7 protein-coding genes are annotated in these 13,057 nt (G+C 40.2%); all 7 read left to right on the forward strand.

Annotated features, from left to right (window positions below; genetic code table 11):
- Positions 1–10: 10 nt before the first annotated feature.
- The 7 genes from C8N37_RS05900 to C8N37_RS05930 all read left to right on the forward strand — a co-directional run bounded on the left by C8N37_RS05900 (position 11) and on the right by C8N37_RS05930 (position 12,831).
- On the forward strand, positions 11–3,409 hold the full coding sequence (locus tag C8N37_RS05900) for a family 43 glycosylhydrolase (protein WP_108158049.1): 3,399 nt from the start codon (positions 11–13) through the stop codon (positions 3,407–3,409).
- A 222-nt stretch (positions 3,410–3,631) separates the two neighbouring features.
- The gene (locus C8N37_RS05905) at positions 3,632–6,769 is read left to right on the forward strand and encodes a SusC/RagA family TonB-linked outer membrane protein (protein WP_108158050.1); all 3,138 of its coding nucleotides are present in this window, start codon (positions 3,632–3,634) and stop codon (positions 6,767–6,769) included.
- A 10-nt stretch (positions 6,770–6,779) separates the two neighbouring features.
- Positions 6,780–8,402 (forward strand): RagB/SusD family nutrient uptake outer membrane protein, encoded by a 1,623-nt coding sequence (locus C8N37_RS05910; protein ID WP_108158051.1) that lies wholly within the window; start codon positions 6,780–6,782, stop codon positions 8,400–8,402.
- A 30-nt stretch (positions 8,403–8,432) separates the two neighbouring features.
- On the forward strand, positions 8,433–9,140 hold the full coding sequence (locus C8N37_RS05915; RefSeq protein ID WP_146171022.1) for a hypothetical protein: 708 nt from the start codon (positions 8,433–8,435) through the stop codon (positions 9,138–9,140).
- 132 nt (positions 9,141–9,272) lie between these two features.
- Positions 9,273–10,292, forward strand: coding sequence for a DUF5007 domain-containing protein (locus tag C8N37_RS05920; protein WP_170114484.1), 1,020 nt, complete (start codon positions 9,273–9,275; stop codon positions 10,290–10,292).
- Between the two features lie 229 nt (positions 10,293–10,521).
- Positions 10,522–11,460 (forward strand): bifunctional Delta(1)-pyrroline-2-carboxylate/Delta(1)-piperideine-2-carboxylate reductase, encoded by a 939-nt coding sequence (gene lhpI, locus C8N37_RS05925; protein ID WP_108158414.1) that lies wholly within the window; start codon positions 10,522–10,524, stop codon positions 11,458–11,460.
- Between the two features lie 285 nt (positions 11,461–11,745).
- A complete protein-coding gene (locus tag C8N37_RS05930) occupies positions 11,746–12,831 on the forward strand; it encodes a mechanosensitive ion channel family protein (RefSeq protein WP_244914350.1) in 1,086 nt (361 codons plus the stop codon).
- Positions 12,832–13,057 lie beyond the last annotated feature (226 nt).

A 13,057-nucleotide genomic window follows, 5' to 3' on the forward strand; every position in this document is an offset into this window, starting at 1 on the left:
CATACAGACTATGAAAGAACTATTTTTGTTAGCTCTCTTTGCCCTTTCAATAGGTTCAGTATCTGCTCAATCGTTGAAAAAGCATGAAACACCAAAAGCATTAAACCCGTTATTGCCCGGTTATTTTGCAGACCCAACGATAAAAAAAATAGGGGATACCTATTATATTTATGCCACGACAGATGGTAATGGTTGGGGAGCAGGACCATCGCAGGTGTGGACTTCCACAGATTTTAAAAATTGGACCATACAGCCTATGAATTGGCCAAATACACATTGGTATTGGGCTCCCGATATGACAAAAGGGTACGATGGTAGATATTATTTATATTATAGTCAACCGGTCGAAATATTTGGTGCAGTATCGGATACACCGACAGGGCCTTGGCAATCCCTAGCTGATCATAATAAATCGATTATACCCAATTATAGGATTCCGGGTGTGATTACGTTGGATGGTCAAACGTTTACCGATCATGATGGACTAATATATATGTATTGGGGCACTTGGGGGATTTATCCAGACCACGGTTGTGCCGTGGGATTATTGGATCAGGATATGAAGAGTTTTAAAAAGATCGAGTTGATTCCCAATACCGTGGCAAAGGATTTTTTTGAAGCTCCGTATATGTTTGAACGCAATGGTATCTATTACCTCATGTATTCTTCTGGTCATTGTGAAGATCATACTTACCGTGTCCAATATGTCAAGAGTACAGTCGGACCGATGGGACCTTTTGAATATCCCGAGCATAATCCCATATTGGTAACCAATGAAGATGGAACAATCCACGGTCCAGGGCATCATAGTGTGCTGGAGGAGGATGGCCGGTATTACATCGTCTACCATAGGCACAACAATCCGCATTCAGGAGGAGGGTTTCATCGTCAGGTTGCAGTAGATGAATTATTTTTTACTGCTGATGGAAATATTGAAAAAGTCGTTCCCTCACATCAAGGGATTGCTGATCTCATCAAACCGAAACCCTATCCCGAAGATCTAGCGTTCGGAAAACCTGTACAGGTCTCTTCTTTTTATAATGCCGATTTTAGAGCGTCTTTTTTGGTGGATGACAATAATGGAACTTTATGGCGAGCAAAAGAAAACCATCAGCCTGCATGGTTAATGATTGATCTGGAAAAGATAACAGACGTACAAACTGTTGCCATCCAATTTGAATATCCCACTTATGCGTATCAATATCGGATCGAAACATCAACAGATGCTAACACTTGGACGACATATGATGACCAGTCCAATAATAATCGTTGGGCAAGTCCGATATTGGCCCACGGAAAGGTGAAGGCACGCTATGTACGCTTGCATCTCTTGCACACACAATTGCCGGGGCTACCTCGTGGAGTATGGAATATCAAGGTCTATGGTAAGTCGCTGGAGCAGCAAACGGTTTGGTCAGCTTCGCAAATCATGCCTCCTGAAGAAACCATTTTTGGCACTTTGATCCACATGGATGCGGAGGGCTATCAGGAAGGGGAGCGTATCAAAACGATTCAGAACAAAGGTTTACTACAAGGAACGCTAGATAGTGAAAAGCCGATTTATGTGAAAAACTATCAAGGTAAAAAAGCATTTTTCTTGAATGGTTCAGTTTCCCTTCGTTCGACATTTAAAGTTCCGCAATCACTCGCTGGCAACAGTCCCTATACAGTCTCCATGTGGATCAATAATCCACGAATCGATCGTTTTGAAAGTGTGGTTGCTTGGTCTAAAGGTAATCAGGACATCAGCAAAGCGGTATTTGGCTACGGCAAAGATGCACAGCGAGGAGCTGTGACCCATGGTTCCTGGCCAGATCTGGGTTTTGACTCTGTACCCTTGGCTGATCAATGGCACCATATGGTGATTTCGTTTGACGGTTATAAGGAACGTATATATGTTGACGGAAAGCTGCAACGGGAAGAAAATCGCATGTTATTTGTCAATCCTGCCGATTATTTTGTGCTGGGAGCATCGGATCTATTGGATGAGCATTTTTCAGGTTATCTCGCAGATGTTAAAATCGCCAATATAGATTTATCTACCGAAATAATAAACACAGAAAAAGCTTTCTCCAATCCAAAAAATGTGTCTTTTGCTATACAGACCGATGATCTAGCTCGGGGTAAAATCAGCAAAGTGCGAAATCATGGAGCTGTCATGGCTCATGATGTTGCGGTTGATCGGGGAGAGGTTTTGATACAGGGCAATCGTACTGCGCTTAAAATAGGTGCATGGAAAGATTCCTTATTGACCAGCATCATTGCTCAGCCGTCCTATACCTTAGCTTTTGATTGGTTTGATGGTCAGCGTTGGAATCATGGATTGGTGCTGTATGATCAGGGCAAGTCCGTGTTTTATCAGAACAGTAAGCAAGATCAGGTACAAAACATCAATAAATTGCTTCGTATAAAGGATAGTGAAGTTGCTTTTCAGCACGCTTTTCATTTTTTTCGTGCGTATCCTAGAAAATTTAATGTAGACCAGATAGAGGAAAATTATCAGATCTGGAAAGCAAAAAGTGAAGCTGACCTGAACAAGTATGTGCCGAATATCGCGGTGAAGCCGTATTGGATTAACGATGACGATGTATTTGTCCAGATCCGTCCAGATCGAACGGACCTGCTGTATCTATTTTCGACAGATCAATATGATTCGGGTTGGATTCAAGAGTCTTACCATTTATTTGACCGTGTACATCTGGGGAAGACCATTTCGGTTTTTGCGAAAGATGAATTCGGAAATGTGAGTCAAGCACAGCAGATCGGTGTGCCGAAGAATAAACCGTCTTTACTGGTACAGGCTTCCAATCAAACTTTTACATTAGGAGAGAAAGCAATCCTCTATTGGGATGGCTGTCAAATCGGTGTATATCCCGATAGTACAAAGGTGGAGATTAAAGGTGCCGATGGACAATGGACTATGAGCTCTAAGCATACAAAATGGGGTGATGTATCGTTGTTACCACCTTTTATCTATAAAGAATTGGATGGGGATTTCACCGTCCAAGTTCAGGTAAAAGATGTAGCGGGATTAACTTCTAAAACCCGCACCTCTAGTGAAGCCGGTATTATGATACAGGCTATGGAAAACCCAAATGCTTATATCAATAATACGGTCTTAACGGGTTGGAATTTGGGTAATCTTGCCAGAAGTATAGGTGATCAGATCCATCAGGAGGGGAATAATGGGACAGGTTTGCAGTACTCACCTTATATCCAAGTGCAAAAAGTGGGGAACTATTTCTTTCTCCGCAGTTCTCAGGATGGTGTTTCTTGGATCGATCTTCCGAATACACCTTTCCTTCGTGAAGATCTGAAAGGGAAAAAGCTGCGTGTAGGACTGTATCAGATTGCAACCAATAATCAGGAAGGTTATGGTGTATTTGAGCAGTTCAAGATTTGGCAATAATCTGCTGATAAGTACGAAAATTTAAGCCGTGATCGTCTAATCTTAATCAGACGATCACGGCTTTCTCTTTTCAATAAGGAGCTATATATAAGTTGTATATGGTTTTTTTTGGTCATAATATAAGTGTTATTGGTTAAATTCGGATTGAATTCAAACCCGATTCTCCTTTACCTTCGAGTATCTATTAAACAACTAATATTAACTAACCAAATTAATTAATTTATGAAAAACGTAGGTCTTTTATTAGTCCTCGTGGTTCTCCTTTCGTTTGATGTATTTGCTCAACAGGTAACAGGCGTGGTTCGGGATGTTTCGGGAAGTGCTATGGTCGGAGCGACGCTGAGAAATTTATCTACGCAGATAAGTGCACAAACCAATAGCAAGGGAGAATTTACGATGGTCGCAAAGCCGGGAGACATGGTGGAGGCAAGCTTGCTTGGATACGAATCAAAGAGACTAAAAGTGGGGGCAGAGTCGCCGCTCAATTTTGAACTGAATACGACATTCTCTACTTTAGATGAAACGGTCGTCATCGGTTATCAAAAAATCTCTAGAAAGAAAACTACTGCAGCAATTTCCAGTATTTCGGGTAAAGAATTGGCTAATCTGCCAGCGGCAAGTTTTGATCAATTACTGCAGGGACGCTTATCAGGTGTAAATGTACAGAATTTTACGGGGGAACCAGGGGCGTCGCCTACCGTTCAGGTACGGGGAAATACAAGTTTAAACCGAGAGTATGATGAATTTAGTGTCGGTAATGCTCCGCTTTATGTCGTAGATGGTGTACCTCAACCTCCGCAACAATACACTTCACCAGTGACAGGTACAGGTACAAATTTTATTGCTGGTATCAATCCGCAGGATATTGAAAGTATTGATGTGCTGAAAGATGCGTCTGCTGCAGCTATCTATGGCTCAAGAGCATCAAGTGGTGTCATTTTGATCACCACGAAGAAGGGCATCAGTCGTGAACCACAGGTGATGGTCTCGGCATATTCAGGCTTAACACAGCGCCCTGAGTTGAGGGATGTGGCGATAGGAGCTGAAGAAAGAAGGCAAAAAATGCGCATTTTACAAGAATTACAGCAATATCGTCCTGATATTGATAATCGAAATATATCTTTTCTGCTTACGGATAGCTTAAATCCTGCTTTTAACGGTGCAACCGATTGGCAGGATATGTATTATAGAAAAGGAATGGTTAATAATGCTGATCTAAGTTTGAGTGGAGGAGGATTTGGGGGATCTAATTATCGTTTCAGTGCTGGATTATACGACGAGAAAGGAATTGTCAAGGCCACCGGATTTAAGCGTTATTCTACGCGGTTGAATTTAATGTCAAAAGCGTTAAATGAACGTTTGATGATTAATCCGATTGTTGCTTATTCGCGTACAGAACGTACTCGAGCGGGTGGTGGCGGAGTCGGTGTGACCGCTAGGTATACGCCTGCATCTTATTTTAATCTCAGTGAGACCCGAAAAAATTATCTTTTGGGGATGTACAATGATGATTCGGATGTCAATACGGGTAATCAATTTACTTTTAACCTGAATCTGGGGTATGATTTTTCAAATGCGTTGAAATTTACCTCTCAAACTTCTTATATCTATTCCAATAGTAGACGTGATGTGAGTACTCCTTCTTCAGTTGCTAATTTTACAGGCAACAGACAGGATGTATTTTCGGACAATCAAGTTAATGTATTGGCTTCTAATTATTTCAGTTATAATAAAGAATTTAATAAACATAGCCTAAGTATGATCTTGGGAAGTGATCTGGAATATAATCAATACCGGTCAGTGGGGGCGGGTGCTTCGAATGGTTCTTCAGACCAAATCAAAGTCATACAAGGATTTCAGCAACGTTATCTAACTGCTTTTTCTGATTATCAGGCTTATAGTATGGCTTCTTTTTATTCGCGATTGGCATATGACTATGATTCCAGGTATCTCGTTTCTGCCAGTATCCGTGGCGATGGATCATCCCGCTTTGGCGTCGGTAATAAATGGGGTTATTTTCCGTCGGCTTCTGTAGCATGGCTCGTTTCGGAAGAATCCTTTATGAAAGACAAAGAGTCCTTGTTTTCGATGTTAAAACTGCGTGCTAGTCTGGGTACAACGGGTGGATTGCCGGGTAATAATTACTTGCAATATAATCTCTATCGTGTCAATGCGGGCAATTTCTGGGGAAATGATAATGGGACTTCTTATAATGGTGTTACGGCCATAACACCCAATCTGGTGGATGGGGTAGCGCAACCTAATATCAGCTGGGAACGCTCTATGCAATGGAATATTGGTCTAGATGGTGAAATTGCTAACGGCCGTTTTTCTTTTGCACTAGACGTCTTTAACAAGGAAAATAAACAATCCTTGTTTGATGTTGCATTGCCGGTCACAACAGGGTATGATCGCGCATTGACCAATTCGGTTGGCGTTAGGAACTATGGTGCTGAAGTGGTGCTGATGGCTAATCCGCTTCCAAGAACTAGTCCTGTTCAGTGGTTTAGCCGGTTGAATGTCTCATATGTGAAAAATAAAATCATGAATCTGCCTAATTCGGGTCGCGATTTGGTGGTCGCCGGTTCTCGTTTTGATAAAACACATATTCTATCCGTAGGGAGTCCGATCAATACTTTTTACTTGTACCAAACTTTAGGGATTTTCTCAAATTCTAATGAGATTCCAATCAATCCGCTGACAGGTGACCGCTATAATTCTGGAGGAAGCCCCTTTGCTCCGGGTGATATGTGGATCAGAGACGTGGATGGAGACTATATGATCGACCCTTTCAATGATGGGATCAATCCGGATAAACTTCCGCTTGGCGATCCAAATCCCAAATTTACGGGTGGTTGGACGAATAATGTGACCTGGAAGAATTTCAATGTTGGGGTACTCTTCACCTTTTTGTTTGACAGGGATGTGCTCAATCTATATCAATCTGATTTATTTGAGAATGGTGCAGCGACCAATTCAACGAATAGTTTTGCGCAGTATGCGACACCTGATTTTAGTAAGATCAATATCTGGCGTAAACCGGGAGATCGAGCCGATTATCCAGCCTACCCTTTAGGATCTTGGCGCTATTATACCGTTGCTGGTCAAACATTTTTCATGGATAAAGGTGATTATTTAAGAGTGAAGAGTGTGAGTCTTTCTTACAGTCTGCCCAATCGTTTAGTCTCGGGATGGGGGATGAAAAGTATTCGCATGTATGGTATCGTAGATAATTTAATGATGTTCCAGCGTTCGAAAAGATTACCGGATGCCGAGGCTGTAAATTATTACGGCGAATATGAGGGTAATGGTTATCCGATCCCGAGCAAGTTTACTTTTGGTGTTGAATTACAATTTTAATTAGAGCGTCATGAAAATATTATTTATAAGCAATTATTGGAAATGGGTACTTCTTGTGGCTATTGGCTTGAGCTCCGTGTCGTGCAATAAATTTTTAGAAGAGGAGCCTCGAAACTCCACCTTTAAGGAGGTGTATTGGAAAGATCCGAAAGCGGGAGAAAGTGCTATTGCAGGTAATTATGCTTTATTGAGGAACGCCTTGATGGACGGTTTTTCTGGAGTTGGAAACCGGTATTATATCTATGGAGATATGACTCCGGATATATATATCGGTATCAATCGGGATAGCTACAGTCATCCAGAAATTGGAAAAGGAAATTGGACCAGCAATTATTTTGCACAGTCTTATGGCAATTGGACCGTGTTTTATAAAACAATAGCGATGTCCAATATCATTCTCAAAGAAATGCCTTTGGTATCAAATGATATCTTGATCTTAGAGCAGGCAGATCCAGAAGCTTTCCGTAAAAAAATTATGGGACAAGCTTATTTTATTCGGGCTTTTTCTTATTTCATGTTGACCAAAATTTGGGGTGATGTACCTTTAGTGACGGAGTCTTATGATGATCCGATCAGTGCACCTCATCTGGGTCGTACCTCTCGTATTGAAGTGATGAAACAAATTGAGGAAGATTGTCATCATGCTATAAATTCTTTGAGCTGGGGCTATAAGACAGTCGCAGAACGCGCTGTTACAGCAAATAGAGGATCAGCTTATGCTTTGCTGGCACACCTATATTTATGGAGAGCGACGACAACAGATCTAGCATCAAATACACCCATAATGGATGATGTAACTCGTGCGGATACGACCATAAATACATTGTTGGCTCAAGGGGGCTATGCACTTACTGATACAGCCAAATATGGAGATATTTTTAAGGGTAGATCGAGCGAGGGTATTTTTGAATTAAACGTGAGTGAAAATACATTAGAAGGGTCGAGCGCACATATTGGGATGAAATTTTTGAATAATAGCTATATCCCAACGTATGGTGCAGAAGCCGATTTCTTTACCAAACCGGCGTATTTAAGTAGTCATTTTTACAAGATCGAAGAGAAAGACGAGTGGGTCTGGCATCAAGATATAGGGCAATGGGTCTGGGAAACTGTACAAACTCGGGCGCTCGATACATTGGATGTCCGTTTCAAAAATAATTTTGTCAATTATACCGCAGATAGACCCGTATGCATTAAATATAGCAATATTGTCTTTAGAAATCCAGGACAGCAACTTGAACCTTATAACAGTAATAATTTGATTTTGTTTAGGTTGAGCGATATCAAATTGTTGCAGGCGGAAATAGCGCTCTACCAAAATAATCCGAGTCGGGCAATTACCATCATAAATGCATCAAGAACGCGATATGGAGGTGATCCCTCGAGTTTATTAAAACCGGGTCTTGCAAAAACGGAAGTGATGAAAGAATATATGATCGAACGCGGAAAAGAGCTGTATCTGGAAGGTCATCTATTTTTTGATATGATTCGCACACGGACCTACTCGGATCATATCGCTTGGCTAAGCGAAGCTCGCTTTAAACAAGGAGGTTTTTTCTGGCCGGTAGATCCTCGTTTATTTAGTGAAAATAGACTTTTGGTACAGACAGAATACTGGCGTGGAAAGATTTAATGAAGCATTTAGAAACTTAATTTTTTAGAAATGATGATTAAAATAATAAAAAAAACTGGTGCATATCTATTATTTGCCCTGTTGTTTTTTCACATATTGACCTCATGCACGAAAGATGATTATATCAACGATGGGGGCATTCATCAAGCGAAAGTGAATATGACAACCTATGATTTTCTGGCATCGCACCCAAAATTTGATTCTTTGGTGCGGATCATTGACCGCGCAAATTTAAAAGAGCTGGTGAACAGTGATATCACTTTTTATGCAACAACAAATTGGGGGGTTGCGGAATATGTGAGTGCTAAAAAACAACAGCGTATCGCAGAGGTAGGGGATGAGAATATTTCTTTTACTATTGATGACATTGATCCAAAACGATTGGATTCATTGAAGATATATATGTTTAAAGGAAAGGTCGAGCGTGATAAGCTGGATGTTAATGGCGCATACTTTACAAATTTGTTTGGGCCTATCAGTGGTGTGCGATTTCAGTTGGGACTGAGACGAACAAGAGATTATAGCTCATATGTCGATTATGTGGATTATTTATATTACACAAAAGTGAATGGAACTCTGGATTCGGAAGAACCAAATCAAAATGCGATCCCAGAAGCACAACGAGATGCGCGAGTAGATGTACAGACTTCAGGAATTATTACGACTACGGGTATCATACACGTGTTGCACGGTGATCATCGTTTATTTTTTAATAAAGAAAAAATGGCTTCTAACTAATTAGGAGATATTCATCAAAATTAATGATTAAAAATTGCGTGTTTATGAAACTATCAGACGTAAGCTTACCTATTGAAGGTTAGTATTGCTCATGGTAGCTTCATTTCCGATAAAAAATATATTCTAATGAAAATGAATACTATAACGAGGTACACGATCCTATTAGGAATAATGATCGGTATCTTCCTTTCCTCCTGTTCAAAAATAGAGGAAGGTTTTTTAAGTGATACCATTCGATATCGTGACAGTGTGATTTACTGTAAGCGAGGGATGACGCTCACACTTTCGGATCGGATCAATGCAGATGGATCGACTCCACCATTTGATTTTAAAATGTTAAACCTTCGGAATAAGTTGACGGGAGAGCCTGCGCCTGCGGAATTTACTAAAATGTACGAAATTGAAGTATTTAAGGAAGGCATGACTTTTAATGCAGCTACAGATACCACTGTTGCGCTTTTGAAAGCAAAGCGGGAACTGAAACAGGTAACACCAATGGAATTTAACCCGATCAGCGGGCAGATCAGTTTTAATCGCGCATCTGCAAATCTACCTTTAGGGGTCTATACTTTTGATTTACAGGCAACGAATCGCAAGGGTACCAAAATCTATAAAGCATTTGCCGAGATACATGTGATCGAACCATTTTTCGAAGACGTTTTTGCAATAACGTATGCCTCGCTTACGGGATCAAATGCATCAGAAACTTTTACACCGGCTTATAATAGTAATATCAAATTGACCTGTAAAAAGGTTTCTGATGAAGGTGCACGTGTGATCCTAAAAGTTGTTGATAAAAATGGTCGCGCATGGGACCCAAGTGCTGGACAGGTGATCAAGCGTGGAGATCGTCCTACGTTTGAATCGCACGTTCGTTTCAATCCGGTTGTTGCCACAAACAACGCATTGGTATGTGATTATGAAGTAGCTCCGTTTCCCCTAACAAAATTCAATGATGGGAAGACAAATTGGGATTACAATATTTATTACCGTATACCGATGCGCTTTGCAGCGATGGATGGACATCCTAATCATAATATCAATCCTGTATTTGGATTTCGTGTTTTGATGGAAGGAACATTTGAAGTGGAAGTGAAGTTAACGAATGTCGCGGCGATCAATTCATCAGGAACGCCTACGACAGGAAATTAAGTCAATCACACATGCTGCGCAGATGTAACGATAATGAGAAGTTATGGAGAATGTCTTCAGCATGGTCACCACTAAATAGATAGCATCATATCCAAGAGCAGGGGAAAGTTAATCATTTAACTTTCCCCTGCTCTTTTGGTTAAAAAACGGTTATCAAAAGGTAGTTTATAAGGATTGGACTTGCTTATTTTTAGTTATGTTTATGGTTTTACCAAATGCTGTGGAACATATGAAAATTATTGAAAAAGAAACGATTGATGCTATACTTAAATACGATAAATTGATTGAAGCGCTACGCCAGATTTTTCAATCAACATTCACGATGCCTGTTCGACATCATCACTTTTATCAAAATGCTGAGGGAACTGAAAATACCCTTATTTTAATGCCTTCATGGACGGACAATTATATTGGAATCAAACAAGTTGTTGTCGCTCCTGATAACCATACTAAACAACTACCGGCTATTCATGCCTTATATACCTTATTGGATGCGGTCACGGGACAACCTTTAGCTCAGATGGATGCTGCAGGGTTGACTTCCCGAAGAACAGCCTGTACCTCTGCTTTAGCAGCATCTTATTTAGCTCGAGAAGATGCCAAAACTTTGTTAATTGTTGGAGGAGGGAAAGTTGCTCAACATCTTTTGCAAGCACATTCGGCTGTACGTCACTATAATCAAGTATTCATCTGGACAAGAAATTCATCGAAAGGAGCGGCATTGGTATCCGACTTGCAAAAGGCAGGATTTAATCATGTGACCTATGTCGATAATTTGAAGGAAGCAGTCGGTCAGGCAGATGTGATCTCCTGTGCTACGCTGAGTCATGAACCTTTGATACAAGGAGAATGGATTAAGGCGGGTACACACTTAGATCTAATCGGGTCTCATACGCCCAAAACACGAGAAGTAGATGATATAGCCATTATGAAGAGTAGCATCTTTGTCGATTCGCGATCAGGTGCACTTCATGAAACAGGGGAACTAGCGATTCCAATTGCAACAGGAATATTGGACCCGGATAGCATAAAAGGTGACATCAAGGAACTCTGCTGTGGGGAGATTAAAGGGAGATCATCATCGACTGAAATTACGCTCTTTAAATCAGCGGGACTGGCGATCGAAGATCTCGCGGCGGCTTTGCTCGTGTATCAGTCTGTTGTTTGATCTTCGGCTCTCAGCGTTAATAGCCATATAATAACTCATCCTGATGCTTGAAAAATCGAATGTCCCTGAATAGCACATTTTAATATCAAGTAGGGGTATTGTCTTTGATTGATGTAGCTTCATGAATCATCATTTGCACATGCATTCCATTGCCGTAGTTACGATCATAGGAATAGATCATATTTTAGTCTTTTTTCTGCCTTTTTTAAAATAAAACAAACGTTACGCTCTGCATACCGTTATACAGATAGAGAATAAGATTGTTAGCATTAAAAATGAAAAATAATGATGAACGAAGAATTAATTCAACTTTCACAAAAATTTCCCGCTTGGTTATGGAATACGGCATTTATCCTCTTTTCTTTTCTGATCGGTATTCTGATAAAAGTCCTATTTATCCCCATTTTACGTTATCAGGCAATAGCACAGTCTTCCTACTCCTTATTTCGATCTTTTATACGTCGCTTCAACAAGATCTTGAGCCTATTTATTCCCTTAGTGGTGTTTAACGGTCTTTTACCATGGAGTCGATTTAATGTATCAACACTTCATATCGTCAGTAAAATTAACGAAATCTTATTGGTCAGTTTTTTTGCTGTAGTTTTGATTCAGGCCATTAAAGTTTTTGAGGATTACCTATATCATCGCTTTGATATTAATAAAGAGAATAATCTACGTGAAAGAAAAATCAGAACGCAGATTGTGTTTATCCGAAAGGTTTTTGTTGCTATCATTATTGTCGTATGTTTTGCCATTATTTTATTGAGTTTTGAAAGTATGCAAAAAATCGGAGCAGGATTATTAACAGGTGTTGGAGTTGGGGGGATTATCATCGGTTTTGCTGCACAGAAGTCGCTTGGCAATTTACTGGCTGGTTTTCAGATTGCGTTTACACAGCCGATCCGCATGGATGATGTATTGATTGTAGAGGGGGAATGGGGAAAAGTGGAAGAGATCAACCTAACCTATGTCGTGGTCAATATCTGGGACAAACGACGCTTGGTGTTACCGATTACTTATTTTATTGAAAAGCCTTTCCAAAACTGGACTAGAACTACTGCGGAGATCTTAGGTACCGTTTTCATTTATGTTGATTTTGCTATTCCTGTACAACAATTGCGGGAAAAACTGACTGCTCTATTGCTGCATCATCCTTTATGGGATGGGAAAGTTAATGTGTTGCAAGTGACTGATTTGAAAGAAAAAACAATGGAGATTCGCTGTTTGATGAGCTGTCGCAACTCAGGGCAGGCGTTTGATCTAAGGTGTTATATTCGAGAAGAGATGATGAACTACATTCGAACAACTTTTCCAGAATGCTTATCTAAAACGAGAGTTGACTATCAAACAGATTCAATTGGAGTGAGATAAGACGTATATTGTGTTGTGGATACAGTTATGGGTTGAATTGAATGAACATTCGGATGAGATCAGATAGCTCTTGCCCTTTCCAGATTTCAACTGTTTATCTGGATATATATTCTAAGTTCCAAATTTCTTTGCTTATACAACCGACTTTTATGAAGTATAGGTGCATACTAACTGAATACGATAGAGGATACAATACATAATATAGTGAAATAAATAAGGCGACAAA

Source organism: Sphingobacterium faecium, from assembly GCF_003054045.1.
In the GTDB taxonomy this organism is placed as follows: domain Bacteria; phylum Bacteroidota; class Bacteroidia; order Sphingobacteriales; family Sphingobacteriaceae; genus Sphingobacterium; species Sphingobacterium faecium.